The organism is Luteibacter sp., assembly GCF_035539195.1.
GTDB lineage: Bacteria > Pseudomonadota > Gammaproteobacteria > Xanthomonadales > Rhodanobacteraceae > Luteibacter.
Window position 1 is genome coordinate 59,081 of sequence record NZ_DATLIW010000025.1, and the last position, 26,057, is coordinate 85,137.

Here is a 26,057-nt window from a genome sequence, read left to right on the forward strand (position 1 = left end):
GATCGCCGCCGGATCGCCGCCGCATCGCCGCCGCATCGCCGCGGCGTCGCAGCCGGATCGCCGCCGGATCGCCGCCGGATCGCCGCTACCGCGGCCCCCACGAGGCCTGCGCAGGTCTGGTGTGGGAGCCGCTTCAGCGGCGAACTCCCTGCCGCGCCACCGTGTTAAAATAACGGCCTTTGCCCCGTCCCCCTCCGAGGAAACGATGCCGCAGCTCGCCACGCGAATGGGTCGCGCCAAACCCAGTGCGATCATGGTCATTGCCGAAAAGGCCAAGCGCCTGAAAGCCGAGGGGCGTGACATCGTCAGCTTCTCGATCGGTGTCCCCAACTTCCTCCCCGGCGAGCACGTTTACGCCGCCGCCCGCGAAGCCCTGGCGAAGGATTCCGGGCAGTACGGCAGCAACCGCGGTTCCGATGCCTTGGTCGATGCCTTCCTCGGCCACATCGAGGCGTTGGGCCTGACCGGCTACAAGCGCGAAAACGTCTCCACCGGCGTCGGCGCCAAGCAGATCCTCTACAACCTGGCCGAGGCCCTGTTGGACGAGGGTGACGAGATCGCCTTCCCGGCGCCGTACTGGACCAGTTACCTGGATATCGCCGAGATCGTCGGCGCGAAGATCAACATCCTGCCGTGCCCGCCGGAGCAGCACTACAAGCTCACGCCGGCCCAGCTCGACGAAGCGCTCGCTCGCAAGCCGCGCGTCTTCCTGTTCAACAACCCGTCCAATCCCACCGGCATGGTCTACACGCGCGATGAAATCGTCGCGCTGGCCGATGTCATCGCGAAGTATCCGGACACTTGGATCATCACCGACGACATCTACAACACCATGGTCTTCGACGGCGTGGGTTACCACAACTTCGTACACGTGCGTCCGGAGCTGAAGGACCGCGTGATCTTCGTCGATTCCCTGTCGAAGACCTACGGCATGCCTGGCTGGCGCGTCGGTTTCATCGCCGCTCCGGAATCCGTGGCCAAGGCCGTGACCACGCTCAACTCGAACCACATCACCAGCCTGCCGGAAGTGATCACCGCGGCAGCCGTTGCCGCATTGTCGGGCCCGCAGGATGTGCCGGCGGCGAAGTGCGTCGAGTTCGCGGTAAAGCGCGACCGCGTATACAACGCGCTGGTCTCGATCCCGGGCGTGGTCTGTCCGCGCCCGCAGGGTGCGTTCTACGCGTTCCCGGATATCTCGGTGGCCTTCGGTAAGAAGCACAACGGCGTGGAAATCACCTCGGACGTGGACTTCTGCGCGGCGTTGCTCGAGACCAAGGGCGTGGCTTGCGTGCCGGGATCGGCCTTCGGCGAGCCGCGCGCGCTGCGCATCTCCTATTCCTGCCCGGACGAGGCACTCGACAAGGGCATGGCCCGTATCGTCGAGTTCTTCGCCGAGCTCACCTGATCATCAGTCCCAAGCGATATTTCTGAGGAGTCGAAAGATGAAAGCACCCGTTCGCGTTGCCGTGACCGGCGCAGCCGGCCAGATCGGTTATGCCCTCCTGTTCCGTATCGCCGCCGGCGACATGCTGGGTCCTGACCAGCCGGTCATCCTGCACCTGCTCGAAATCACCCCGGCGCTGCCGACCCTGCAGGGCGTGGTGATGGAACTCAACGACTGCGCGTTCCCGACGCTCGCCGGCATCGTCGCCACCGATGATGTCAACGTCGCCTTCAAGGACGTCGACTACGCGCTGCTCGTCGGCGCGCGTCCACGTGGCCCGGGCATGGAGCGCAAGGATCTGCTCGAAGCCAACGGTGCGATCTTCGGTCCGCAGGGCAAGGCCCTGAACGACCACGCCAAGCGCGACGTGCGCGTGCTCGTCGTCGGCAACCCGGCCAACACCAATGCGCTGATCGCGCAGCAGAACGCACCGGATCTCGATCCGAAGTGCTTCACGGCCATGGTTCGCCTCGACCACAACCGCGCGCTGTCGCAGCTGGCCGAGAAGACCGGCACGCATTCGACCGACATCAAGAAGCTCACGATCTGGGGCAACCACAGCTCCACGCAGTACCCCGACCTGCACCAGACCACGGTGAAGGGCAAGGCCGCGCTCGAGCAGGTCGACCAGGCATGGTACGAGAGCGACTTCATCCCGACCGTGCAGCAACGCGGCGCGGCGATCATCAAGGCTCGCGGTGCGTCGTCGGCCGCCTCGGCCGCCTCGGCCGCCATCGACCACATGCGTGACTGGACGCTCGGTACGGCCGAGGGTGACTGGGTCTCCATGGGCATCCCGTCGGACGGTTCGTACGGCGTGGAGAAGGGCGTGATCTTCGGCTACCCGGTCACCGTGAAGAATGGCAAGTACGCCATCGTCCAGGGCCTCGAGATCAACGCGTTCTCGCAGGCTCGCATCGACGCGACCGAAAAGGAACTGCGCGAAGAGCGCGCCGGCGTGGAGCACCTGTTCGCGAAGTAAGTTCGCAGCAGGTTCCTGCAAGAAAAGGCCGCGCTCAAGAAAAGGCCGCGCTGCAGAGCGCGGCCTTTTTTGTTGTTGTGGGAGCCGCTTCAGCGGCGATCGGGTGCTTGCCTCAACCTGGCCCTCTGCCGCGGGATCGCCGCTGAAGCGGCTCCCACAACGAGCGGCTGCTGCAAGGCGCAGCTCCTGTAAGGCACAGCTCCTATAAGGCGCGGGGGTGGCGTGGTTTACTTGGGCGACACATCCTCGAGGTGACGATTGCCCCCATGGCCCATAGTTCCCGACTCGTCGTATTCGTCGCCCTTGCCGCGAACGTCGCCATCGCGGCGGCGAAATTCGTCGCCGCGGCGCTGACCGGCAGTTCCGCCATGCTTTCCGAAGGCGTGCACTCGCTGGTGGACAGTGTCAACGAGGTGCTTCTTCTCTATGGACTGAAGCGCTCGCAAAGGCCGCCGAACCGACAGCACCCGCTGGGCTTCGGCCGCGAACTCTACTTCTGGAGTTTCATCGTCGCGCTGCTGGTGCTCGCGCTGGGCGCGGGCTTCTCATTGTATGAGGGCGTCAACCATATCCTCGCGCCTGAACCGCTGAAGGATCCGACGGCCAACTACATCGTGCTGGCCGTAAGCGCGTTGTTCGAAGGCAGCTCATGGTATCTCTCGCTGAAGAGCGTGCAGCGGAAGAAGGGCAAGTACGGCTACTTCGAAGCCTTTCGCCGAACCAAGGATCCGACCACGTTCTCCGTGCTGTTCGAGGACACCGCCGCCTTGCTTGGCCTGTTGATCGCCGCCACCGGTGTTTTCTTCTCGCACGCGATGAACGATTCGCGCGTCGATGGCTGGGCGTCGGTGGGAATCGCTGTCGTGCTTGCCGCTGCGGCGAGCCTGCTTGCGCGTGAGAGCAAGGCCTTGCTTATCGGCGAACCGGCACAGCCCAGGCTGCTCGCGCAGGTGTGCAGTATCGCCGGCGAGGTGCCGGGGATCGAGGCGGTGAATGGTGTGCTCACCGTGCAGGTCGGGCCGGACCATGTGCTGGTCGCCCTGTCGGCCGCGTTCGACGATGCGTTGACCACGGTGGAGATCGAGGAGTGTGTGCGCGAGATCGAGGCACGGACCAAGGCGGCCAGCCTGCCGATCGTCGCACTCTTCATCAAGCCGCAAACTCCGGAGGGCTGGCGCGAGCGGTTGCGGCAGCTCGATGGTGAAGCTTGAAACAAAGGAGGCCCCGCGTGTGCGGGGCTTGTTCCGTGCTGCTTCTGAGCTCTCTGAGCTCTCTGAGTTCTCTGAGTTCTCTGAGTTCTCTGTGGGAGCCGCTTCAGCGGCGAAAAGGCGGCGCTACGTAGCGCCGCCTTTTCGCCGCTGAAGCGGCTCCCACACAGAAGCGACTCCCACACAGAAGCGGTTCCCACAGGAGCGGCTCCCACAGGAGCTTTTCAGCGCCTGGAGAGCAGCCTTCAGGAGTGCTCGCTTTCCTTCGGCGGCTTGCCGCGGCCTTCGATGTGGCCACCAAAGCCCATGCGCATGGCCGAGAGCAGGCGCTCGGCATAGGTGTGGTCCTGGCGCGAGCGGAAGCGGGCGAACAGGGCGGAGGTGAGCACCTCGGCCGGGACGGCCTCTTCGATCGCGGCGTTGACCGTCCAGCGGCCTTCGCCGGAATCGTCGACATAGCCGGAGTAGTTGTCCAGCTCCGGGCCCTTGGCCAGCGCGCTGGCGGTCAGGTCGAGCAGCCACGAGGAAACCACGCTGCCGCGACGCCAGACTTCGGCGATGTCGGCCATGTCCAGGCTGTAGCGCTCGCGCTCCGGAATCTGCGTGCCGTTACGGTTCTTCAGGATGTCGAAGCCTTCCGCGAAGGCCTGCATCATGCCGTACTCGATGCCGTTGTGGATCATCTTGACGAAGTGGCCCGAACCCGCCGGACCGGCGTGCATGTAGCCGTTCTCGACGCGCGGATCGCGGCCTTCGCGGCTCTCTGTGCGCGGGATGTCACCGGCGCCCGGGGCGAGGGTCTTGAAGATGGGATCGAGGTAGTCGACGGTCTCCTTGTCGCCGCCGATCATCATGCAGTATCCGCGGTCCAGGCCCCACACGCCGCCGGAGGTGCCGACGTCGACGTAATGCTGGCCCTTGGCGGCGAGCTCTTCGGCGCGGCGGGCATCGTCCTTGTAGAAGGTGTTGCCACCGTCGATGACGATGTCGTCCTTGCCGAGCATGCCGCTGAGCGTGGCGATCGTGGTCTCGGTGATCTCGCCCGCCGGAAGCATGACCCAGACGATTTTCGGCGAGGGCAGGGCCTTCACCATGGCCTCGAGGGACTCGACGGCTTCACCGCCGTCCTTGGCCAGCGCGGCGCGCGCGTCGGCATTGTTGTCGTACACCACGGTCTGGTGACCGTCCCTCATAAGGCGGCGGGCGATGTTGCCGCCCATGCGGCCCAGTCCGATCAAACCGATTTTCATGCGTGGGGTCCTCGATGAGTTCAACGTGGGGAATATGCGGATACCGTGGCGCGATGCAAGGTATACCTAGGGATGAGGCGCTCGATAGGCGCCCCGAAGAAGAAGGCAGGTCCCCATGGTAAACCGCATGTGCGTCCGGCGTCTTCCCGGATGGCCCGAAGGTGGCCGACGTGGAGCGGCGATCGTCGAGGATCGCGCTGCCATCGACGCGCACCGGAACGAATGGATCGAGACCCGCTTTCCCGGCGGCAAGGTCTGACTTTCGGCACGGTAGAGGCGGGCTTCGTTTGCCGGTTACGCTGAGGGATCGTCCCCAAGGTGCTACCGATGAAAAACGCTGCCCGCCTGTCGATCGCCAGCCTTACCCTAGCGGGGGCTCTGGGCGCTTCGGCCGCGACCTTCGACCCGCGCGAGACCTTCGCGCCGTTCGCTTACCCACAGCAGGCCACGGCGTATCGCTCGGGCAGCGGCATGCCCGGCCCCCTGTTCTGGCAGAACCGCGCCGACTACGAGCTCGCGGCCACACTGGATCCGGTGAAAAACACCATGGTGGGCAAGGCGACCATCCACTACACCAACAACAGCCCGGACGCGCTCGACGTGCTCTGGCTGCAGATGGACCAGAACCGCTACACCGCCGACGCGCGCGGCAACTTCACCTCCGGTCCCACGCCCAGCCAGCACACCGACGGTTATCGCGTCGCCGCGGTGACCCTCGAGCAGGGCGGCAAGACGATCCAGGCCAGCTATGTGGTGGCCGACACGCGCATGCAGGTGCGTTTGCCCCAGCCGCTCGCCGCCCGCGGCGGGAAGATCAGCCTGACGATCGAATATTCTTACGATCTGCCCGGTGACTTCGGTGGCCGTACCGGCTTCGCCCCGTCGAAGAACGGCAACATCTACGAGATGGCACAGTGGTATCCGCGCATGTGCGTCTACGACGATCTGCGTGGATGGGACACCGCGCCCTTCCTCAACAGCGAGTTCTACCTCGAATACGGCGACTTCGATTACGCGATCACCGTGCCGGCGAACATGATCGTTGCCGGCTCCGGTGAACTGGTCAATCCGCAGGACGTACTCACCGCCACGCAACGCGAGCGCCTTGCCAAGGCGCGCGACAGCGACGCCACGGTAATGATCCGCACGCCCGGGGAAGTGACCGACCCGGCCAGCCGTCCGGCCCGGACGGGCACGCTGACCTGGAAATTCCGCATGAAAAACAGCCGTGACGTCGCCTTCGGCGCCTCGACGGCCTACGTGTGGGACGCCGCGCGGATCAATCTTCCCGAGGGTAAGAAGGCCCTGGCGATGTCCGTCTACCCCGTGGAGAGCGTGGGCGATCAATCCTGGGGTCGGTCGACCGAGTACCTGAAGGCGTCCGTCGAACACTTCTCGTCGAAGTGGTATCCGTACCCTTACCCGGTGGCGATCAACGAGGCCGGCTCCGCGGCCAGCGGCATGGAGTACCCGGGCATCGTCTTCGATCCGATGAAGGCACCGGCCAAACCGCTGCATATGGTGACCGCACACGAGATCGGCCACACCTGGTTCCCGATGATCGTCGGTACGGACGAACGCCGTAACGCCTGGATGGACGAGGGATTCAACACCTTCATCGACGTGTATGAGGCGGACGCCTTCCACCATGGCGAATTCGCACCCAAGCGCGACAGCGAGTACGCGCCGAAGGGCGGCAACCCGGTCGACGAAATCCTGCCGCTCCTGGCCGATCCGGAGGCGCCGAACCTGCTGATCGGCGCGGATATGGTCAAGGAGAAGTATCGCCATCCGGCGACCTACTTCAAGGCGGCCCTCGGCCTGGTGCTGCTACGCGAGCAGATCATCGGGCCGGAGCGTTTCGATCCGGCATTCCGCAAGTACATCGCGACCTGGGCGTATCGCCATCCCTCGCCGTCGGACTTCTTCCGCCTGATGGAAAGCGAAGCGGGCGAGGATCTCTCGTGGTTCTGGCGAGGCTGGTATGCGAACAACTGGCAACTGGACATCGCGATCGCCAAGGTCGACGGCTCGGTGGTGACCATCGAGAATCGCGATCAGCTGGTCGTGCCGGCCACGCTGCGCGTGACCTTCGACGACAAGAGCACGGTCGATATCCGCGTGCCGGTCGAAACCTGGCAGCAGCACAAGAGGTTCGAGCTGACCGTGCCTGGCACGCGCAAGATCGTCGCCGCGACCATCGACCCGGACCACGTGATTCCCGACCGCGACCGCTCGAACAACAGTTGGCCGGTCGTCGCTGCCGGCAAGGGCGGCTGATCGCCATGTCGCCACGGAAAACCGCGATATCGAACGTTTATGCCGTCGTCGTCGCGGCCGTCGCGTGGTCGGGGTTGTTGTTGCAGTACTGGCTGATCCTTTGGTCGGGGACCCTCGTCTACGCCACGGTTCGTTATTTCAGTTTCTTTACCATCTTGTCCAACCTGCTCGTCGCGATGGTGGCGACATCCGCGGCCACGGGCGGCGATTGGGCGCCGCTGCGCTTCTGGCGCAGACCGCGCGTGCGTGGCCTTGCGGCGCTGTCCATCGCCGTGACATGCCTGATCTATGCCACGGTCCTTGCGGGGCAGTGGCATCCGCAGGGACCGCAGCTCGTCGCCGATCGCACCGTGCATTACGTCGTGCCTTTTCTCTACCTGTTCTGGTGGGTGGCACTGCTGCCCCACGGTTCCCTGCGATGGCGCGATGCGCTTCACTGGCTGCTGTTCCCCCTGGTGTTTCTCGTGTGGACACTGTTGCGTGGTGCCGTGGTGCACGAGTATCCCTATCCGTTCCTGGACGTCGATACCCTGGGCTACGCGAGGGTTCTGATCGACTCGCTTGGGGTGGGCGTGGTGTTTGTCGTGCTTGGCCTGGGGCTTGTCACCCTTGACCGCGCCATGGCCAAACATATCGACACATAGCGTTATTCTTGCTTTGCCTTGACCGTCGATTCACGAAGCCGCTGCGATAACCGACCTGCTGCCATCGCATAAGGTTCGTCATGAGCAAGCTGCCGTTCGACGCTTCTGCGCTGCATGAGAGGTTCGACCGGTTCGATCACGCGCGTCTTCCCGAGCGCGTCGTCAATGCCCGCGGCGCGGGAGCGCACGGTTACTTCGAAGCCTACGAATCGATGGCCTCGCTCACGCGCGCCGACTTCCTTAGCGAGAAGGGCCGGTGCACTCCGGTCTTCGTTCGTTTCTCCACGGTCGCGGGTTTTCGCGGGTCCACCGACCTTGCGCGCGACGTGCGTGGCTTCGCCGTCAGGTTCTACACGGACGAGGGTAACTACGACCTGGTCGGCAACAACATGCCGGTGTTCTTCATCCAGGACGCCATGGCATTTCCCGACCTGATCCAGGCCGCAAAAGCCGAACTGCATGACGGTATGCCGCGGGCGGCGACGGCGCAGGATGCGTACTGGGAGTTCATTTCCCGCTTGCCCGAGTCGATGCACATGATCATGTGGGCGATGTCGGACCGGGCCATCCCCCGTAGCTATCGCATGATGGAGGGCTTCGGCGTGCACACCTTCCGTCTGGTCAACGCGGCCGGCGAGGGGCGTTTCGTCAAGTTTCACTGGAAGCCCGCACTCGGCTTGCACGCGGTAACCTGGGATGAAGCGATCCGGATCTCCGGCAACGATCCGGATTTTCATCGTCGCGATCTCTTCGACGCGATCCAGGCCGGTAACTTCCCGGAATGGGAGTTCGGTGTGCAGGTGGTCGACGAGAAAGACCGGCACGCCTTCGACTTCGACCTGTTCGACCCCACCAAGCTGATTCCCGAGGAAGTGGTTCCGGTTCGTCCCGTCGGCAAGCTGGTGCTCGATCGCAATCCGCGCAATCCTTTCGCCGAAACGGAACAGGTGGCTTTCCATCCCGGGCACGTGGTTCCCGGTATCGATCTTTCCGGGGATCCCTTGCTGCAAGGCCGCGTGGCGACTTACGCGCATGCTCAGGCCGCTCGACTTGGCGCTACCGCTGCCCACGCCTTGCCGATCAATCGTGGCAGTTCGTCCCCGCCCGGCGGTAACGGCCACGCGGTACGCACCGACGCTTTCCTTGATCACTTCACGCAGGCGCGCATGTTCCTGCATAGCCAGTCCGAGCCTGAGTACAACCACATCTGCCATGCCCTGGAGTTCGAGTTGGGCAAGGTCGGCTCGGTATCGGTGCGCGAACGCATGCTGTACATGCTTGCCCAGGTGGACGCGGACATGGCGGCCAGTGTCGGCAAGGGCTTGGGCATGCCGGTACCGCGCAAGAGCGCCGGCCTTCTCAACGGCCGCGTGCCCGACGGCGCGGATCCACGGAAGGTCCAGCCGCCACCCGCGCGGGATGTGCCGGTATCGCCGGCCCTCAGCATGGCGAGCAGCCGCAAGCGCGGCATCGCCACGCGCAAGGTGGCCGTGCTCCTCGCCGACGGATACGACCGCGGCGACCTGGCCACGATGCGCAAGGCGCTCGAATCCGCCGGTGCCTGGGTGAGGATCGTCGCGCCTCAACTGGGCGCGATTCCATCGCATCACGATGCGGTGCAGGCCGATTTCAGTTTCCGCACCGGCGATTCCGTCCTTTTCGACGCGATTTACATACCGGGCGGCCGAAAGAGCGTGGATGTCCTGAAGCGTCATGTCGAAGTCGGCGATTTCGTTCGCGACAGCTGGCGTCACTGCAAGCCGATCGCCGCCAGTGGTGCCGGCGCGGAACTGCTATCGGGCTTGCCGAGGGGCAGTGTCGGGCCGAAGGCCGTGCATGGTGTCGTGGTCGCCCCCGGCAAGGCCAGCCACGCTCTGGCGGAGGCTTTCGTGCAGGCGATCGCCAGCGGTCGTCATTGGGCCCGGGAAACCCTGGCCTGACGGCGCGCGGGGCGGGCACATGCCGGTGACGGTCAACGGGATTAGAATGCCGGCATGATATTTCGCTGGTTCGAATCCCTGATCGACATCTTCCGCGAGGCGCCGGACCGTGCGCCGCCGAAGGGTGTCGTGCGTTTCTACATCTATTACCTGCGCCAGGTGTGGAAGATCTTCGCCACCGCGCTGATCGTCGGCCTCGCCGTGGCCCTTATCGAAGTCGCGCTGTTCGACTTCCTCGGTCGCGTGGTCGACATGGCGCAGAAAACGCCTGCCGCCGTGTTCTTCCAGACGCATGGGCGGTCCTTGCTCTGGATGGGCTTCGTGGTGGTGATCCTGCGCCCGCTGTCGATCGGACTGCACGACCTTCTGGTGAACCAGACGCTCAATCCGGGCATGACCAACATGGTGCGCTGGCAGCATCATCGCTACGTGCTGAAGCAGAGCCTTTCGTTTTTCCAGAACGACTTCGCCGGCCGCATCGCCAACCGCATCATGCAGACCGCGCCGTCGTTGCGCGAATCCGCCGTCCAGGTGGTCGATGCGATGTGGTATGTCACGGTATACGCCGGTACCTCGGTGTACCTGTTCGCCAAGGCCGACGTGCTGCTGGCGCTGCCGCTGGTGCTCTGGATCGCCTGCTATATCGGCATGCTGGTGTTCTTCGTCCCACGGGTCAAAGAACGTTCGTGGAAGGCATCCGAGGCCCGTTCGAAGTTGATGGGACGTATCGTCGACGGTTACAGCAACATCATGACGCTGAAGCTGTTTGCTCATACCAACCGCGAAGAAGCCTATGCCCGTGAGGCCATGCTCGAGCAGACCGACAAGGTCCGCTCGTCCAATCGCATGATCACCTCGATGGACGTGTCGATCACCTCGCTCAACGGGCTGCTCATCGCCGGGACCAGCGCTCTCGCGCTGTGGCTCTGGTCGCGCGGTACGGTGTCGACCGGTCAGGTCGCCCTGGCCGTGGGCCTGGTCATCCGCATCAACAACATGTCCGGCTGGATCATGTGGGTGGTCAACGGCATCTTCGACAATGTCGGTACCGTGCAGGACGGCATCACCACGCTGGCCCAGGAGCGCACCGTGCTCGACCGCGACGATGCGAAGCCGCTCGTGGTGACCAAGGGCGAGGTCCGGTTCGACGATATCCACTTTCATTACGGCAAGGCCGGCGGCGTCATCAGTGGTCTGGACCTGATCGTGCGCGCCGGCGAGAAGATCGGCCTGGTCGGTCCCTCCGGCGCCGGCAAGTCCACGCTGATGAACGTGATGCTGCGCCTGTACGACCTTGAAGACGGTCACATTTTCATCGACGGGCAGGACATCGCCAGGGTTCAGCAGGAGTCGCTCCGCTCGAACATCGGCGTGGTCACCCAGGACACCTCGCTGCTGCACCGTTCGATTCGCGACAACCTGCTCTATGGCCGCCCCGGGGCGACCGAGGCGGAGATGTTCGAAGCCGTACGCAAGGCGCGTGCCGATGAGTTCGTGCCTTTGCTTTCGGACGGCGAGGGCCGAACCGGCTACGACGCCCATGCCGGCGAGCGCGGGGTCAAGTTGTCGGGCGGCCAGCGCCAGCGCATCGCCATCGCGCGCGTGCTGTTGAAAGACGCGCCGATTCTCGTGCTCGACGAAGCCACCTCCGCGCTGGATTCGGAGGCCGAAGCCGCGATCCAGGAAAGTCTGGAAACGCTGATGCAGGGCAAGACGGTGATCGCTATCGCGCATCGTCTTTCCACCATCGCGCGGATGGACCGCCTGGTGGTGATGGAGCACGGCGCTATCGTCGAAACGGGCACACACGCGGAGCTGATTGCCCGCGGCGGTCTGTATGCGCGCTTGTGGGCGCATCAGACCGGCGGCTTTGTCGGCGTCGCCTAGCCGCGTGGCTCCAGCGTCTCGCGCTCGACCCAGGCGATAAAGGCCAGGGCCGCGGCGGTCGGCGGCCGGTGCGCCGAATGCACCAGGTAATACGCGTAACGCGTGGGCAGCTCCGGCCCCGGCAGGCGAACCAGGCGGCCGTCGGCCAGATGCGCCGACGACAACCGCGTGCGTGCGAGTACCGCGCCCAGGCCCGAAGCCGCCGCGTTCAGGCCATCGGCCGAGTCGCTCAGCGTATGCATCGTGCCGCCGCGCGGGTAGCGCACGCCCGCCGCCTTGAACCACTCACGCCAGCCTTCCGGCGCGATGTCGGTCAGCAGGGGGAGCGTGGCGACATCCTCGGGCGAGGCGATTCGCGCCGCCAGTTCCGGCGAGGCCAGCGGCTGCAGCGAATCGTCCATGAGGAAACGCGTGGTCAGTCCCGGCCATTGGCCCAGGCCGTAGCGAATGCCAAGGTCCGGACCGCCCTCGTCGAAGCGGACGAGCGAGCGATCGGTGTCGATCGACAGGCGCACCGTGGGGTGCGCATCGATGAAGCGTCGCAGCCGCGGGGTCAGCCAGTTCGCAGCCAGCGAGGGCAGCACGCTCAGGCGCAGGCCGTTGTCGCGTCGATGCTGGCGCAGGCTGTCGAGCACGGCTTCGACCTCGGCAAGCGCCGAACCGGCCGCGTCGGCGAGCAAGCGACCCTCCGGAGTGAGCGCCACGCCACGGGCATGGCGCTGGAACAGGCTGACCCCCAGGGCGGTTTCGAGCTTGCGCACGTGGTGGCTCACCGCGCTGGCGGTGAGATGTAACTCCTCGGCGGCATGAGCGAAATTCTGGTGCCGGGCGGCTGAGGCGAAGGCGGCGAGAGCGGGGAGCAGGGCGGATCGCATGGCGAGGGCTGAATCAAATGAGAGGCTGGCTTGCAAAGAATGCGCTTGTCCGGCGCTCCATTCCAGCGAAAATAGGGTCCAGCCACAAGCGAGGTTCATATGTCGACCGCCATCAATCCACCCGCCGATTCGTTAGGCCCGGTTGCCGAACGTGACTGGCGTACGCCGGTCGAGCTCGTGTCGCTGGGTGCCATCTGGGGAGGCTCCTTCCTCTTCATGCGTATCGCAGCGAAGGACTTCGGTCCCTTTCCCATGGTCGCCACGCGCCTGCTTTTCGGCTCGGTGATCCTGCTGCCGCTGCTATGGCGCGCCCGTAAGGCCGTCCGCCTTGCGCATCTGTGGAAGATGCTGCTCCTGGGCGCGCTGAGCGCCGCCGTGCCCTTCACCTTGTTCGCCTGGGGCGCGGAACGCGCGCCGGCCGGCATCGGTGCCATCGCCAACAGCATGACCGTGCTCTTCGCCGCCCTGGTCGCCTTCGTCGGTTTCGGCGAGAAGATCGGCACGCGCAAGGCGATCTCCCTGGTCGCCGGCTTCGTCGGTGTGGTGATTCTCGCCAGCGGGAGAACCGCCGGCGAGAACGTGGCGCCCGCCGCCCTGGCCGGCGCCGCCGCGGCGTTCTGCTACGGCCTCGCTGCCAACCTCATCAAACGCTACCTGTCCGACCTGCCGCCCACCGCGGTGGCGGCTGGCTGCCTGTTGGGCGCGACGATCCTCATGGCCCCACTGGCCGCATTGACCTGGCCGGAAGCACCGATCCCGCTGAAGTCGTGGGTCGCCGTCATCGCGCTCGGCGTGCTCTCGACGGGTCTGGCGTATGCCTTCTACTTTCGCCTTATCCAGCGCATCGGCGCGCCGCGTGCGGCGACCTCGACCTACCTGGTCCCGCTTTTCGGTGTGGCCTGGGCCTGGATGTTCCTCGGCGAGGCGCTCACCCCGACGATGGCGCTGGCCGGCGCGATCATTCTCGGCAGTGTTCTCTTCAGCCAGAAAAGCAAGGCCTGACAGGGGTCTTTCGCGGAACCTCGCGGCATGGAATAGTCCCGGCACGTTCTTTCCTGCCGGGACTCTCCATGCCGCGTCTTCGCCATCTTCTCGCCTTCGGCGTCACCAGCTTCGTCTTTGCGCTCGCCGCGCATGCGCAGGAAGCGCAGCCCGCCGCGATTCCCGCAGGCACCGTGGCGCGGCCGATGGATCTGGCCGACTTCGATGCTTACGTCGATGCCACGCGCAAGCAGTTCGACGTTCCCGGCATCGCGGTCGCCATCGTCAAGGATGGCAAGATCGTGCTCGAAATGGGTTCCGGCGTCCGCAGGCTCGGTGACCCGGCCAAGGTGGATGCCCATACGCAGTTCGCCATCGCCTCGAACACCAAGGCCTTTACGGCGGCCTCGTTGTCGATCCTGGCCGACGAGAAGAAGCTGGACATGAACGATCGCGTGGTCGACCGGCTGCCCTGGTTCCAGATGTCCGACCCGTACGTGACGCGCGAGATGCGCATCCGCGACCTGCTCGCGCATCGCAGTGGCCTCAGCCTCGGTGCCGGCGATCTGCTTTACTGGCCGGCCACGACGTATACGACGCAGGAAGTGGTGCAGCGTCTTCGCTACGTGCCGCTGACTAACAGTTTCCGCGCCGAGTACAACTACGACAACATCCTCTTTGCAGTCGCCGGCCTCGTGATCGAGCAGGTCTCGGGCAAGCCCTGGGCCGACTTCATCACCCAGCGCATCTTCACGCCGTTGGGCATGACCGAATCGCAGACGCATGCGCCCGACCACATCGGCGCGGGTGACGACATCGCCACGGGCCACGCCAAATTCGACTTCAAGGACCTGAAGCCGGTCGAACCGATGTCCTGGAACAACAACCAGGCGGCAGGCGGCATCTACTCCAGCGTGCACGACCTCGCCAAGTGGATGACCATGCAGCTCGACGGCGGTGTCTATAAGGACAGCGCAGGCAAGGAGCAACGTCTGTTCAGCGAGGCGCGGCAGAAGGAGATGTGGTCGCTGCTCACGCCGATCCGCATCGCCGAGCCGAGCGTGCCGGAACTGAAGGGTGCGAAGCCAAACTTCTCGGGTTACGGCGAAGGCTGGTTCGTCTCCGATTACCACGGGCACAAGCTGGTCTGGCACACCGGCGGCTGGCCCGGCATGGTCTCGCGCGTCACCCTTGTGCCCGATCTGAAGCTGGGCATCGTGGTGCTGACCAACCAGGAATCCGGCGCCGCCTTCCAGGCCGTGACCATGCGCGCGCTCGATGCGTATATGGACGTGCCGAAGACGGACTGGATCGCCGCGTACGCGGCCGGCGTGCGCAAGTCGGAGGGGAATGCCGACGACAGCATGAAGAAGCACGAAGCTGCCCGCGCCAAGGGATCGAAGCCTTCGTTGCCGCTCGATGGCTACGTCGGCACGTATCGCGATCCGTGGTACGGCGACGTCAAGGTAAGCAAGCAGGGTGGCAAGCTGGTCATGAGCTTCACCAAGACCGCCCAGCTCACCGGCACCCTGGACCCGTGGCAGCACGACACCTTCATCGCCCACTGGAAGGATCGCTCGCTCAACGGCGATGCGTTCGTCAATTTCAACCTGGACCAGGACGGCAAGGTGCGCGAGGTCCGGATGGAACCGGTATCCCCGTTGACGGATTTCAGCTTCGATTTCCAGGATCTGCGGTTGGCGCCGGTCGAGGCGGCCAAGTAAGAGCTTCGCCGCTGAAGCGGCTCCCACATAGAGCGAGACGACTCTCACATGGAGCGAAGCAACTCCCACATGGAGCGAAGCAACTCCCGGATGCAGCGCATCGCTCGTGTGGGAGCCGCTTCAGCGGCGATAGGGTGCTAGCGATGGATAGGGTGCTAGCGATGGATAGGGTGCCAGCGATGGCGCTATGGCGCTAGCGATCAGCTAGACGGATCGTCGGTAGACGCCTTGGGCGCCGATTCCGCCGCCGGTCCCACCACATCCGACATATTCCCGCCGCCGCGCAACACCAGATCCTGCGGCCGCAGCAACGGAATATCCGACTTGCGCAATCGAGCGATGATGTCGAACAGCAGGTCGCTCTTCACACTGCCCACGTCGCGTGGCCCACCCACATAGCAAGTCACCGCGAACGTCATCGCCGCACGGTCGATGTTATCCAGCGTGACCGACGGTCCCGGCGTCTCCAGCACCTGCTTGTGCGCCTGCATCGCTTCGAGCATGTGCTCGCGCGCTTCCATCGGGTCGGTATCCAGTGGCATGGGCAGCTTGATCAGGACGCGCCCCTGCGGGTTCGCCATCGTCATGTTGCGCACCGGCTTGGTGATGAACGACGAGTTCGGCACGATGATCGTCGAGCGATCCGCCACCTGGATCTCCGTGGCGCGCACATTGATTCGCCGGATATCGCCTTCGGCATCGTCCAGCACCACCCAATCGCCGACTTTCACCGGCCGCTCCGCCAGCAGGATCAGGCCCGAGATGAAGTTCGACACGATCGCCTGCAGGCCGAAACCGATACCCACCGATAGCGCCGAGGCGACCCATGCCACGTTCTGTACGGACAGGCCCATCGCCAGCAGGGCGATGGCGACGACGATCACGACGCCCACGTAACCCAATAGCGTGGTCAGAGAGCTGCGCATGCCGGGATCGAGGTTCGTCCGCGGCAGGTACTGCTCGGACAACCAGTTCTTGATCACGCGCACGGCCAGCAGGCCGAGGAAGAACAGGCCGATCGCGGTGAGGATCTGGTCCGGCTTGAATTCGAAGTCGTAGATCTTCAGCGTCTGCAGCTTGGTGCCCAGCGTCAGGATGTCCGACGCGCCGGCACCGAAGCCGGAGATCACGGCCACCAGTCCGAACATGAAAAGCGCCAGGCGCACGATGCCCGAGAGCAGCACGCCGGCCTGATCGAGCAAGCGCGGGTGCGTGCCGAAGACCGCCTGCGCGCGCGCGCTCATCGGGCCCTTCTCGGACAACAGCGTCTCGAACAGATCGTCGACCAGGCGCATCGCAAGATACGTGGTGGACAGCACGATCACCGTCCACACCACCTGGCCGGCGAGGAACGAGGCGAAGGCCACGAAGCCGGTCAGCAGTCCGATCCATGACGCGACGATGGCGATCCACGCCGCCGCGATGAACAGGCTGGCCCAGATCGGACGGGGCGCCGGAGTCTCGCCGTCTTCGTCGATCTTGTGCGAGCGGCTCAGGCGAACCAGGCCGATCGCGGTAAGCGTGGTCAGCACCAGCGCCTGCAGGCTGCTGGTCATCACCGTGGCGGCAAGGCTCGTGCCGATCGTGCGGTTCAGCTCCTTGAGGAAGTAGAACAGCACCACGGCCAGCGAGAACAGCATCGGGAAGCGGCGCAGGCTGAGCGCTGTTTCGTCGGATAGGGCGGGCAGGCGCCACGACGGTCGCTTCGCCGAAATGAGAGCCCGGCCCAGGCCGGCGATGAAAGCGCCGAAGAAGACGATGCGGACGAGAGCCTTGGCCATCGTGTCGGTCTCGTCGCTGAACGTCTCCTCCCAGTTGAAACCCAGATAGAGCAACTGGGTACCCAGGCCGGTGGTCAGCGCGGAGGTCAGCGTGATACCCAGAATCAGCGCCGAGCGGCGCAGGCGGCCCGGTGGCATGCGGTTCGCCGTGAGGCTGCGGGCGCGCTGCTCCAGATAGAAGCGGACGACCGTCATCAACAACACACCGAACAGGCTGCAAAGGATCAGGGCCACGCGGTTGCCGTCGGTCCAGCTCTTGACCAGATCGGCCTTCACCCCACCCGCAAAGTCGCTCAGGTTGGCCGAGTCGCGCGGAAACGCTTTCGCCGGCTCCGACCAGAAGGGACGCGACAAGGGGGACGCGGTGCGTCGGGAGAGGAACTGCTGGAAGCGGATACGCCGCAGGTCGGCGAGCTGGCTGTTGGTCTGCTGCGCCTCGAGGGTGATGCCATCGGCCTGCTTGATCTGCGCGTCGACCGCGTCGAAGGCCTTCTGGGCGTCCTTGCGAGTGGCGGCCAGTTCCGGCGCTTCCTTGGTGCCGGCGGCGGGAGCGGGGCCGAGCTGGTCGAGGCGGGCCTTGGCCGCGTCGCGGTTGGGCGACAGGGCGCTGGACACTTTCTGCGATTTGGTCGCGACATCCGCGGCCTGGCCGCGCAGGTCGTCGATCGCCGAATCGGTGATGTTGTCGTCCTTCATGCCCTTCTCGATCTGGTCGAGTTGGCCGCGGAGATCGCCGATCTGCTTGCCAGGGTCGTCGTCCGGCGCTTGCGCGAAGGCGGCGACCGAGACGGTCAAAAGGAGGGCGGTAAAGAAAATTCTCAGGGTTCGCATGAGGGGATCATCGAAGGCGGGACGGGGCAGGTCAATTCCGAGGGTTATGCGATACCCTCGGTGAACGTCGTGTTCGGCGGTCTTTATGCGGCGTTGCAGCTTTTGCCGCCGGGGGAGCCGCCGCTATCCTGCCGCCCCCTGGCCCTGACCGGAAGCAACCCATGCGCAAGAAGCTCGTCGCCGGTAACTGGAAGATGCACGGATCGCGCAAGATGGCCGACGCCCTGGTCCGCGAGATCGTCGAGGGCCTGGAAGACGGCGTCGACGTGCTGGTCATTCCACCGACCATCTATCTCGCCGACCTGGTCCATAAATACGGCGACCGCGGCCTTGCCTTCGGTGCGCAGACGATTTCCGAGCACCCGGAGCAGGGCGCCTACACCGGTGAGATCTCCGGCTCGATGGTCCGCGACGTCGGTGCCAAATGGACCCTCGTCGGGCATTCCGAGCGCCGCCAGTACTACCACGAGACCGACGCGCTGCTGGCGAAGAAGTTCCGGACCGCATGCGATGCCGGACTCACGCCCATCTACTGCCTGGGCGAGACGAAGGAGGAGCACGAGGCGGGCAGGGCCGAAGAAGTCATCGGCCGCCAGCTGGCCGCGGTGATCGACATCTATGGCGTAGAGGCTTTCCGGACCGGCGTGATCGCCTATGAGCCGGTTTGGGCCATTGGAACGGGCCTTACCGCCACCCCGGACAAGGTGCAAAAAATTCATGCGTTCATCCGTAGCCAAGTGGCAAAAAAGGATGTTAATATCTCGCTCCTGACCCGGGTGCTTTACGGTGGCAGCGTGAAGCCGGCCAATGCGGCCGACCTTTTCGCCCAGCCTGATGTGGACGGGGGATTGATCGGCGGAGCCGCTCTCGTAGCCTCCGATTTCCTGGATATTTGCGCCGCGGCGCGTCGATAACGCGACACGGCAAACAGAAGATATGTTCATCCTCTTCAGTGTTTTTTATATCCTGATCGCCGCGGCGATGATCGTGCTGATTCTCATGCAGCGCGGCGCCGGTGCGGATGCAGGTTCCGGCTTCGGTGGCGGCGCGTCCGCGACCGTGTTCGGTGCACGTGGTTCGTCGAGCTTCATGACGCGAGCCACGGCAGTCCTGGCGGCACTGTTCTTCGTGCTTAGCCTGGGCATGGGCATTTACCTCGGTCGCTCGGGTGCTCCCCAGCCGGCCGCGGATCTTGGTGTGATGTCCGGTGCTACCGTGCCGGCCGCTCCCGCCAACAACGCTCCGGTGAAGCCGGTCGCGTCGGACGTGCCCCAGGCACCCGTCGCCACCGTCCCGGCAGCGAACACCGATGTTCCGGCCGCGAAGCAGGAAGCCAAGCAGGCTCCCGCCGAGCCGGCCAAGAAGTAATCAGCAACACCGCAACACGTTGTAAAAGTTATGCCCAGGTGGCGGAATTGGTAGACGCACTACCTTGAGGTGGTAGCGGTTTAGGCTGTGGGGGTTCGAGTCCCCCCTTGGGCACCAACACAGATCCGGAGACCTCACCGGATCGCAAAGAAACCCGCGAAAGCGGGTTTTTTTGTGGGCGATCGATTTTGGCGCTGATAGTGAAAAGATAGAAATATGATCAATATCTATAAATATCGACAAAATTTTGTCGTAAACTGAGTTTAACGGCCAGCAAGGGCTGCTTATCAGTGAGATGCGATCATGCTTCATTCCTACGCGATCACGAACTCGCAGAGCTTCATAACGCGTGCCGAAGTCTCATTCAGGCTGACGCAGAAGGCCAGCTCGCGGGGCTGGGATGAAGAGTCGAGCACAGGTCACCGACTGGCCACGGCGATGGCTGTCGTAGGCCCGAACGGTGCGGGTAAGACGTCGTTGATAAAGCCGCTCGCCTTCCTGAACTGGTTCACCGCGCATTCTTTCCAGAGCCAGCCAACCGAGCTGATTCCGATCAGGCCGCACTTCTCCGCTCCGAACGAGCCAGTGGAATTCGAACTTGAGGCGGACGACGCTGACGGCGTGCTATGGAGGTATGTCTTGAAAGCTACTCCGGAGCGAGTGCTTCACGAGTCCCTTCATAAGAAGCCCAATAAGAAGGGCGCAAAGTTTTCCTACGTCTTTGTTCGTGATTGGAACGACGAAGAGGAGCACTACTCGATCAAGCAGGATGGATTCGGTTTGAATGCGGCCGAGGCGAAGAAGGTCCGTCAGAACGCTTCGCTTATTTCGACCGCCGCACAGTACGGCGTTGAGTTGGCACAGCAGATGGCGGCGGTTAGCGTTTCGAGCAACATCATGCAGATAGGTCGTTTGAATACGGATGCCGCTTTCGGTTCTGCCACCCGATTCTTCCACGGCAACGACGTGCTGAGAGAGAAGATGGAGGCACTGCTACGTGCATGGGATCTTGGCCTTTCCGGCGTTTCCATTCGAAAGATCGACTTCCCGTTCAATCCGGAGCTAAAACTTCCGGAGGGTGTAAGCCCTGCATCGCAGTACATACCGTTTGGTGTTCATACGTTAAAGGATGGTTCTAAGATCGAGCTTCCGCTGATGGAAGAGTCCAGTGGCACGAAGACGGCGTTCGTGACACTTTGGTATGTTCTTAGCGTGCTCTCTACGGGCGGTATCGCCGTCGTCGATGAGCTTGAAAGCGACATGCACCCTCACATGATCGAGCCGCTCCTGGAGCTGTTCGCAAGCCGAGTCACCAACCCACACAATGCGCAGATCATCTTTACCAGCCACTCCGTGGAGGTCATGAATCTGCTCGGGAAATCGCAGGTGGTTCTTGTGGAGAAGAATCACTGCGAGAGCGCGTCTTGGCGACTTGACTCCATGGAAGGTGTTCGCAGTCAGGACAATCTGTACGCGAAGTACATGAGCGGCGCCTACGGTGCTATTCCTCAACTATGACGATAAAACGAGTTGTCAAAGAGACCCTTCTCGTCGTCGCCGAGGGAGATGCCGAGGTCGCCTTGGTCCGCCACATCAAAGCCCTGTATCGGGATTCCCTCGGGCGGTCTGTGCAGGAAGCGAATGCGCGTGGGAAGGGTGGAAAGCACGTCCTTGACGTCGCAATTCGGCTGTCCAACAACCGAGACCACGATAAGGTGATCCTGCTACTCGACATCGATACGGATTGGACCGATGCAGAGCGCGCTAAGGCACGACGAAGCCGTATCGGTCGAAGAGGGCGACTCGATGTCATCGAATCAAGCCCGTGCTTGGAAGCTTGGGTCCTGAGAATTCTTGGCATCCGAGCAGAAGGCGACACTAGGCACCTTAAGAGACTTCTGAAAGATCGGATTGGATGTGAGGCGCACGACGTTGGCTGGATGGAGAGGCAACTAACGATGGAAACGCTCGATCGAGCCAGGGAAACGGTGGATCAGCTCGCAGAGCTCATGAATCACATGGGCATCCCGAGAGTGCGAGCCGTCTGACGCAAGTTTCGCCTACAGACAACCGAATGTTGTTTTGCTACGGTCACTCCGTTGCCTGCGTAGTCGGTCTCTACGCGTCGCAGGCAACCATCGCTCGATGCGGCGATAAACGCGAGACAGGAGTGCAGCAACACTCCTGCCTCGCTGACCACAACCAACTAGCAAGGAGTCGATCTGTGGCTACCCACGATCATACGGCACCCGCCCGCCCGCCGAATCCCCTCGGCGACAAACCGCCCGGTTACCGAGGCGCCTGCCTACAGCGCAGACGCGGTTGACGAACCGCAGCGGCAGCGCCTTTCCATAAGATTTTTCTTGGCCGAGCCACCCGGCGGGTAGCGGTGTGGGCCGGTGCCCAGGGTCTGACGCTGCGATCCACTTCATCAATACGCCGCCCGGCGCCCGGTCACGGGTAGCCGTCGAAACCGCGAGTCCGAATGATCCGCGGCACGTCTGGCAGTGCCTGGCGTGCCGCAACTCGGCGGCGGGAAAATGTAAGGAGCGACCTATGGAAACATCTGAAAACGTCTACGCGAACCGCAACCCAAAGTACGATTTCGAGCCGGGCGCCACGGCACACCAGCTGTTGAATGAAGCGACGGAATGGCTTCAGTACGCCTGTGGACTCTCCGAGCTTCTCGCCGAGCTTGTCCATGAGTCCGACAGCGTGGACTGCCAGCGCATGGCGCTTGCGCTCGAGGCGATCGGGAAGATCACCCGCGCTGGCGTGCAATGCACGGCACAGGCGCACGCCGCGTTGCATTGGAAGGCGGCGAACGCGGCGTGACCACGCGCGGCTCCAGATTGGGGAGAAGCCCGGCGGGGGAGCCGGGCTTGGTACCTACTGCTTCATGGCGACCAGGGTTATGTCGCGCTTGCTCGGTTCGTAGCGGATGACGGTGGTCATGGTCTTACCGTCTGGCGAAACGGTCGACGTTGCGACCGACGTCGTCTTCCCGCCCATCGTGGTGGTCTCTTCGAGGGCGTTGCCGACCATCTTGACCGAGATCGTCTCCGTACCCGGATCGCCCTTATAAGGCACAGGCTTGCCGTCGAGCTTTGCGGTGTACGACTCACCGCGCATGTCGTTCATGCTGATCGTGTCGCCGTCGACCTTATACGTGTAGCCGGTCATGTTGTCCGACGCGCTCTGGTAGCTGCTCGTCACCCATGAGCCGGCGGCGGCATGCGAGCCGGGTGCGGGGGCGGCCGTGCGCGTCAGGGTACCTTTGACGGTAGCTGTGCCGCTTTCGCGGGTACTGACCGATGCGAAGGTCGCTGTCTTGCCGTCAGGGGCGACGGTGGTGGTTCTGGTGTTGACCACGGCACCGTTTTTCTTCGTGGTTTCGACGATCGTGTGTTTGTCGACGATTTTCACCGAGTCGGTATCGATACGCGGATGACCCGTCACCGGATGGTCGGCACCGTCGGCCTTGATCTTGATGGGCGGTGTGCAGTCGCACGAGTACTCGCCGTCTTTCAAGGTAATGATCATGGGCTTGTTGGACGACTTCACCTTACTGATGTCGACCTTCCAGGTGCCATCGAAGGCACTTTGCGCCATGACTTGGAACGGAAGCAGGAGTGTCAGGAGCACTCCACCGATAAGCATCTTCTTCATCGCCAATCTCCGACTGCGGTGTGCGTCGCCAAGATCTGCCCGGATAGCTCAGATGGCCCCACGGTGCCGGAACCGTCCTCTTCTCCGAGTCCCAGCCAGGCCAGCCTACTCTGCGTGCCGACGAGGTAAAGGGTGCTTCGCCGTGTCCTCCGGGCCGAAATGCGCGCTATAGCCCTATATTTCAGGTTCGGCGACAGTTACTTAGATTGGAAGTCTTAGACCGTCCGATATACGATGCTTCCACCTGTCGCCGATCGACGCGCTCGAGGAATTCGTATGGATGTCACGCAGGAACGGCTCAACCAGCTACTCACCTTTTCGATGGATTTTGCGAAGGAGATGCTGGAGGAAAACGGCGACTTCTATCCGTTCGGCGCCACAGTGTCGGAAGAGGGCAAGCTGGCCGCCGATCCCGGTCATGAGGGTGACGGCGAGCCGGAGGCGCAAGACGTCTATCGCGTGATCTTCGAGCGCTTCTCGACTGGCCGACCCGCGGAGGCACTCGCCGCGGCGCTGGTGGCGAACGTGACGATTCCCGACGAGTTCGAAGCGCCGGCGAAGGATGGCGTTCGCGTCCATCTGGAGTCGAAGGGATATGCGCGTTTTATCTACGTACCCTATGAAATCGTCTCGGCGGACGCCCGCGAAGTGCGCCTGCACGACCCGTTCGCGGTCGAGATTTCGCCGAGCTTTTTTACCGCGTGAGCGCCGGCGGATCGCCCTCGTGATCTCGCTCGCACGGCTTCGTGGATCATCGAGCGGTGACTGGCGCATGGCGTATCACCAGGGCACGCCTACCCAGGCTTTTGATATTGTATGAGTTTATCGGCGTCCGCCAGGGAAGGGGCGCGCCGTGTGACGGACGTCCTTGCTCTCTATGGGCTGCGTAGGTAAGTTCTGACGCTTCACACCTGCGGAAGACACGATGAAGCGCCTGAGTCTGCTCCTGTCGACCTGCCTGCTAGCGGGCGCGGCTACTCCTTCCTTGGCCGCGCCTGTCGCTGCCACGCCGCCGCACTTCGCGGTCGATCACGGCCAGTTCCTGCTCGACGGCAAGCCTTACGTGATCCGCTCGGGTGAAATGCACTATCCGCGCATTCCCCGCGCGGACTGGCGCGATCGCCTGCGCAAAGCCAAGGCGATGGGGCTCAACACGATCACCACGTACGCGTTCTGGAACGAGAGCGAGCCCGAGCCGGGCAAGTTCGATTTCAGCGGCGACCGCGACATCGCGGCGTTCGTGCGGACAGCGAAGGAAGAGGGCCTCAACGTCATCGTGCGTCCGGGCCCCTTCGTCTGCGCGGAGTGGGAGTTCGGTGGCTTTCCGGCGTGGTTGCTGCGCACGCCCGGCCTGCGCATCCGTTCGTTCGATCCGCGTTTCCTCAAGGCGAGTGCCGAGTGGTTCAAGCGGCTCAACCAGGAGTTGGCGCCGCTGCTGAGCAGTCGTGGTGGCCCGGTCCTCATGGTCCAGGTGGAGAACGAATACGGCTACGTCGGTAACGATCACGACTACCTCGAAGCGATCCACCAGCAGATGATCGATGCCGGCTTCGACATCCCGATGTTCACCTCCAACGGCCCCGGGCCGACGTGGATGCCGCGCGGCTCCTTGCCTGGCCTGGTCTCGGTCATCAACTTCACCGGTGATGGCAAGCAGACCGAGCGTGCGTTTCGCCGCTCGGCCCCGTTGATGGAAGGCATGCCGCGCATGGCCGGTGAGTATTGGACCGGCTGGTACGATCGCTGGGGCCAGGCGCACAAGACGCGCGACGTCGCCGACGTGACCAGCGCGGTCTCGTGGATGATGGATAACGGTATCTCGTTCAATCTGTACATGGTCGACGGCGGGACCAACTTCGGCTGGATGAACGGCGCGAACAACGAGGATTCGCACTACCTCCCGGTCACGACAAGCTACGACTACGACTCCCCGATCGACGAGGCCGGGCGCCTCACTCCGAAGTACGAGGCGTTGCGCAAGGTCATCGCCGCGCACTTGCCCAAGGGCGAGACGCTGCCCAAGCCGCCGGCCTCGTCGCCGACCGTGGCCATCCCGCGCTTCACCCTCGATACCTCGGTGAGCCTGCTCGACGCGCTGCCCGGCCTGTCGAAAGCGCAGACCACGCGCACGCCGCATGGCATGGAGACCTTCGGCCAGAACTACGGCCTGATCCTCTATCGCAAGGTGCTCGACGCCGACGCGAAGGGCAAGCTCGACGTGAACGACGTGCGCGATTACGCCACCGTGCTCGCCGACGGCAAGCCGCTCGGTACGCTCGACCGGCGCCTGGATCAGCACGAGATGCCGGTGGACGTGAAAGCCGGCAGCACGCTGGACCTCGTCGTCGAGAACATGGGCCGCATCAATATCGACCCCGACATGGCCGACGAGTACAAGGGCATCACCTATTCGGTGCAGGTCGGCGGCGAAGACGTGCTCGACTGGTCGGTCTACCCGCTACCGCTGGACGACCTCTCCGGCCTGCATTTCGCGCCGGGCGGCGCAGGGCAGGGACCTGCGTTCTGGCACGGCAGCTTCACCATGGCGAAGCCGGACGGCAGCTTCCTGGATATGCGCGGCTGGAACAAGGGCAACGTCTGGGTCAACGGCCATCACCTGGGCCGGTTCTGGAATATCGGACCGCAGCAGTCGCTTTATGTCCCGGCCTCCTGGTTGAAGAAGGGGCGAAACGACATCGTGGTGCTCGAGATGCAAGCGGGCGGTTCGCACACGATCGCGGGACTCAAGGATCCGGTGTTCGCTACGCCTGCCAAGTAAACCCACCTGCGCCGTCGGATGCTTCCCGCGTCGGCGGCGCAGCGGGTGTTGACTGCGAGGGCTTTCAGGCCATCCGCGTGCCGTTGGGCACGGGCCGCTCCACGGTCGTGATCACCACGCCTTCGTCCGTGTGGAACCCCGTCAGCAGGAACTGCGAGCGTACCGGCCCGATCTGCTTCTCGGGAAAGTTGATCACGCCGACGATCTGCCGGCCGACGAGGTCCTCCGGTCGATACACGCCAGTGACCTGCGCGCTGGTCTTGCGTTCGCCATGCGGGCCGAAGTCTACCCAGATCAGGTAGGCGGGACGTTTCGCTTCGGGAAAAACCTCGGCGCGGACGACGGTTCCCGCGACCAGCATCACTTTCTCGAAATCGGCCCAGTTAATCGTCTCACTCATCGTCAAGCTCGTCT

Annotated in this window: 21 protein-coding genes and 1 tRNA gene; 17 read left to right on the top strand and 5 right to left on the bottom strand. The window is 63.7% G+C overall.

The genetic code is table 11. The features are described from left to right. The first annotated feature begins 205 nt into the window (after positions 1–205). The 3 genes from VM621_RS06995 to VM621_RS07005 all read left to right on the top strand — a co-directional run bounded on the left by VM621_RS06995 (position 206) and on the right by VM621_RS07005 (position 3,637). Positions 206–1,405 (top strand): pyridoxal phosphate-dependent aminotransferase, encoded by a 1,200-nt coding sequence (locus VM621_RS06995; protein WP_325468251.1) that lies wholly within the window; start codon positions 206–208, stop codon positions 1,403–1,405. 37 nt (positions 1,406–1,442) lie between these two features. Then, positions 1,443–2,426, top strand: coding sequence for a malate dehydrogenase (locus VM621_RS07000; RefSeq protein ID WP_046966726.1), 984 nt, complete (start codon positions 1,443–1,445; stop codon positions 2,424–2,426). Positions 2,427–2,692: 266 nt separating this feature from the next. Continuing rightward, positions 2,693–3,637, top strand: a complete 945-nt coding sequence (locus VM621_RS07005) for a cation diffusion facilitator family transporter (protein ID WP_325468252.1) — start codon at positions 2,693–2,695, stop codon at positions 3,635–3,637. A gap of 242 nt (positions 3,638–3,879) precedes the next feature. Here the strand turns inward: VM621_RS07005 and gnd are convergent, their stop codons facing one another. Then, positions 3,880–4,884 carry a phosphogluconate dehydrogenase (NAD(+)-dependent, decarboxylating) gene (gene gnd / locus VM621_RS07010; RefSeq protein WP_325468253.1) on the bottom strand — a complete coding sequence of 335 codons (1,005 nt, stop codon included), beginning with the start codon at positions 4,882–4,884 and terminating at the stop codon, positions 3,880–3,882. 327 nt (positions 4,885–5,211) lie between these two features. On the opposite strand from gnd, the gene VM621_RS07015 reads away from it, so the two are divergent. The 4 genes from VM621_RS07015 to VM621_RS07030 all read left to right on the top strand — a co-directional run bounded on the left by VM621_RS07015 (position 5,212) and on the right by VM621_RS07030 (position 11,635). After that, positions 5,212–7,164 (top strand): M1 family metallopeptidase, encoded by a 1,953-nt coding sequence (locus VM621_RS07015; protein WP_325468254.1) that lies wholly within the window; start codon positions 5,212–5,214, stop codon positions 7,162–7,164. Further along, on the top strand, positions 7,131–7,808 hold the full coding sequence (locus tag VM621_RS07020; RefSeq protein WP_325468255.1) for a Pr6Pr family membrane protein: 678 nt from the start codon (positions 7,131–7,133) through the stop codon (positions 7,806–7,808). The genes VM621_RS07015 and VM621_RS07020 overlap by 34 nt, the downstream gene beginning before the upstream one ends. An 80-nt stretch (positions 7,809–7,888) precedes the next feature. Further along, positions 7,889–9,748 (top strand): catalase, encoded by a 1,860-nt coding sequence (locus VM621_RS07025; protein WP_325468256.1) that lies wholly within the window; start codon positions 7,889–7,891, stop codon positions 9,746–9,748. A gap of 54 nt (positions 9,749–9,802) precedes the next feature. Then, entirely contained in the window at positions 9,803–11,635 is a 1,833-nt protein-coding gene (locus VM621_RS07030) for an ABC transporter ATP-binding protein (RefSeq protein WP_325468257.1), read from the top strand. On the opposite strand, the gene VM621_RS07035 is transcribed toward VM621_RS07030, so the two are convergent. Further along, positions 11,632–12,510, bottom strand: a complete 879-nt coding sequence (locus VM621_RS07035) for a LysR substrate-binding domain-containing protein (RefSeq protein WP_325468258.1) — start codon at positions 12,508–12,510, stop codon at positions 11,632–11,634. The two genes, VM621_RS07030 and VM621_RS07035, sit on opposite strands and share 4 nt — an antisense overlap. A gap of 99 nt (positions 12,511–12,609) precedes the next feature. Between VM621_RS07035 and VM621_RS07040 the strand changes: the two genes are divergently transcribed. Together VM621_RS07040 and VM621_RS07045 are read left to right on the top strand one after the other, a co-directional pair. Then, complete coding sequence (locus tag VM621_RS07040; protein WP_325468259.1) at positions 12,610–13,512, top strand: DMT family transporter; 903 nt, start codon at positions 12,610–12,612, stop codon at positions 13,510–13,512. A gap of 68 nt (positions 13,513–13,580) precedes the next feature. Next, positions 13,581–15,215 carry a serine hydrolase gene (locus VM621_RS07045; protein ID WP_325468260.1) on the top strand — a complete coding sequence of 545 codons (1,635 nt, stop codon included), beginning with the start codon at positions 13,581–13,583 and terminating at the stop codon, positions 15,213–15,215. A gap of 200 nt (positions 15,216–15,415) precedes the next feature. Here VM621_RS07045 and VM621_RS07050 read toward each other — a convergent pair whose 3' ends face one another. Next, positions 15,416–17,827 (bottom strand): DUF3772 domain-containing protein, encoded by a 2,412-nt coding sequence (locus VM621_RS07050; RefSeq protein ID WP_325468261.1) that lies wholly within the window; start codon positions 17,825–17,827, stop codon positions 15,416–15,418. Between the two features lie 161 nt (positions 17,828–17,988). Between VM621_RS07050 and tpiA the strand changes: the two genes are divergently transcribed. The 6 genes from tpiA (at position 17,989) to VM621_RS07080 (ending at position 22,030) form a co-directional block, all read left to right on the top strand. Next, entirely contained in the window at positions 17,989–18,741 is a 753-nt protein-coding gene (gene tpiA, locus VM621_RS07055; protein WP_325468262.1) for a triose-phosphate isomerase, read from the top strand. A gap of 22 nt (positions 18,742–18,763) precedes the next feature. Beyond that, positions 18,764–19,195, top strand: a complete 432-nt coding sequence (secG, locus tag VM621_RS07060) for a preprotein translocase subunit SecG (protein WP_325468263.1) — start codon at positions 18,764–18,766, stop codon at positions 19,193–19,195. Positions 19,196–19,227: 32 nt separating this feature from the next. Then, positions 19,228–19,312 (top strand) — tRNA-Leu (locus VM621_RS07065). Positions 19,313–19,498: 186 nt separating this feature from the next. After that, positions 19,499–20,713 carry an ATP-binding protein gene (locus VM621_RS07070; protein WP_325468264.1) on the top strand — a complete coding sequence of 405 codons (1,215 nt, stop codon included), beginning with the start codon at positions 19,499–19,501 and terminating at the stop codon, positions 20,711–20,713. Continuing rightward, on the top strand, positions 20,710–21,243 hold the full coding sequence (locus VM621_RS07075; RefSeq protein ID WP_325468265.1) for a hypothetical protein: 534 nt from the start codon (positions 20,710–20,712) through the stop codon (positions 21,241–21,243). Before VM621_RS07070 ends, VM621_RS07075 begins: the two co-directional genes overlap by 4 nt. 508 nt (positions 21,244–21,751) lie before the next feature. Further along, positions 21,752–22,030, top strand: a complete 279-nt coding sequence (locus tag VM621_RS07080) for a hypothetical protein (protein ID WP_325468266.1) — start codon at positions 21,752–21,754, stop codon at positions 22,028–22,030. Positions 22,031–22,084: 54 nt separating this feature from the next. Here the strand turns inward: VM621_RS07080 and VM621_RS07085 are convergent, their stop codons facing one another. Then, positions 22,085–22,864, bottom strand: coding sequence for a hypothetical protein (locus tag VM621_RS07085; RefSeq protein WP_325468267.1), 780 nt, complete (start codon positions 22,862–22,864; stop codon positions 22,085–22,087). A 276-nt stretch (positions 22,865–23,140) separates the two neighbouring features. On the opposite strand from VM621_RS07085, the gene VM621_RS07090 reads away from it, so the two are divergent. Together VM621_RS07090 and VM621_RS07095 are read left to right on the top strand one after the other, a co-directional pair. Next, positions 23,141–23,569 carry a hypothetical protein gene (locus VM621_RS07090; protein ID WP_325468268.1) on the top strand — a complete coding sequence of 143 codons (429 nt, stop codon included), beginning with the start codon at positions 23,141–23,143 and terminating at the stop codon, positions 23,567–23,569. Positions 23,570–23,789: 220 nt separating this feature from the next. Continuing rightward, complete coding sequence (locus VM621_RS07095) at positions 23,790–25,643, top strand: beta-galactosidase family protein (protein ID WP_325468269.1); 1,854 nt, start codon at positions 23,790–23,792, stop codon at positions 25,641–25,643. A gap of 64 nt (positions 25,644–25,707) precedes the next feature. Here VM621_RS07095 and VM621_RS07100 read toward each other — a convergent pair whose 3' ends face one another. After that, positions 25,708–26,043 carry a tRNA-binding protein gene (locus VM621_RS07100; protein WP_325468270.1) on the bottom strand — a complete coding sequence of 112 codons (336 nt, stop codon included), beginning with the start codon at positions 26,041–26,043 and terminating at the stop codon, positions 25,708–25,710. Positions 26,044–26,057: the final 14 nt, after the last annotated feature.

Bases quoted from the DNA above. Each gene is read 5' to 3' on its own strand.
- VM621_RS07000 (WP_046966726.1), top strand. From the start codon at position 1,443: ATGAAAGCACCCGTTCGCGTTGCCGTGACCGGCGCAGCCGGCCAGATC.
- VM621_RS07005 (WP_325468252.1), top strand. From the start codon at position 2,693: ATGGCCCATAGTTCCCGACTCGTCGTATTCGTCGCCCTTGCCGCGAAC.
- VM621_RS07070 (WP_325468264.1), top strand. From the start codon at position 19,499: ATGCTTCATTCCTACGCGATCACGAACTCGCAGAGCTTCATAACGCGT.
- VM621_RS07095 (WP_325468269.1), top strand. From the start codon at position 23,790: ATGAAGCGCCTGAGTCTGCTCCTGTCGACCTGCCTGCTAGCGGGCGCG.
- VM621_RS07090 (WP_325468268.1), top strand. From the start codon at position 23,141: ATGGATGTCACGCAGGAACGGCTCAACCAGCTACTCACCTTTTCGATG.
- VM621_RS07075 (WP_325468265.1), top strand. From the start codon at position 20,710: ATGACGATAAAACGAGTTGTCAAAGAGACCCTTCTCGTCGTCGCCGAG.
- VM621_RS07085 (WP_325468267.1), bottom strand. From the start codon at position 22,864: ATGAAGAAGATGCTTATCGGTGGAGTGCTCCTGACACTCCTGCTTCCG.
- tpiA (WP_325468262.1), top strand. From the start codon at position 17,989: ATGCGCAAGAAGCTCGTCGCCGGTAACTGGAAGATGCACGGATCGCGC.
- VM621_RS07100 (WP_325468270.1), bottom strand. From the start codon at position 26,043: ATGAGTGAGACGATTAACTGGGCCGATTTCGAGAAAGTGATGCTGGTC.
- gnd (WP_325468253.1), bottom strand. From the start codon at position 4,884: ATGAAAATCGGTTTGATCGGACTGGGCCGCATGGGCGGCAACATCGCC.
- VM621_RS07080 (WP_325468266.1), top strand. From the start codon at position 21,752: ATGGAAACATCTGAAAACGTCTACGCGAACCGCAACCCAAAGTACGAT.
- VM621_RS07050 (WP_325468261.1), bottom strand. From the start codon at position 17,827: ATGCGAACCCTGAGAATTTTCTTTACCGCCCTCCTTTTGACCGTCTCG.
- VM621_RS07030 (WP_325468257.1), top strand. From the start codon at position 9,803: ATGATATTTCGCTGGTTCGAATCCCTGATCGACATCTTCCGCGAGGCG.
- VM621_RS07045 (WP_325468260.1), top strand. From the start codon at position 13,581: ATGCCGCGTCTTCGCCATCTTCTCGCCTTCGGCGTCACCAGCTTCGTC.
- VM621_RS07025 (WP_325468256.1), top strand. From the start codon at position 7,889: ATGAGCAAGCTGCCGTTCGACGCTTCTGCGCTGCATGAGAGGTTCGAC.
- VM621_RS07040 (WP_325468259.1), top strand. From the start codon at position 12,610: ATGTCGACCGCCATCAATCCACCCGCCGATTCGTTAGGCCCGGTTGCC.
- VM621_RS06995 (WP_325468251.1), top strand. From the start codon at position 206: ATGCCGCAGCTCGCCACGCGAATGGGTCGCGCCAAACCCAGTGCGATC.
- VM621_RS07015 (WP_325468254.1), top strand. From the start codon at position 5,212: ATGAAAAACGCTGCCCGCCTGTCGATCGCCAGCCTTACCCTAGCGGGG.
- secG (WP_325468263.1), top strand. From the start codon at position 18,764: ATGTTCATCCTCTTCAGTGTTTTTTATATCCTGATCGCCGCGGCGATG.
- VM621_RS07035 (WP_325468258.1), bottom strand. From the start codon at position 12,510: ATGCGATCCGCCCTGCTCCCCGCTCTCGCCGCCTTCGCCTCAGCCGCC.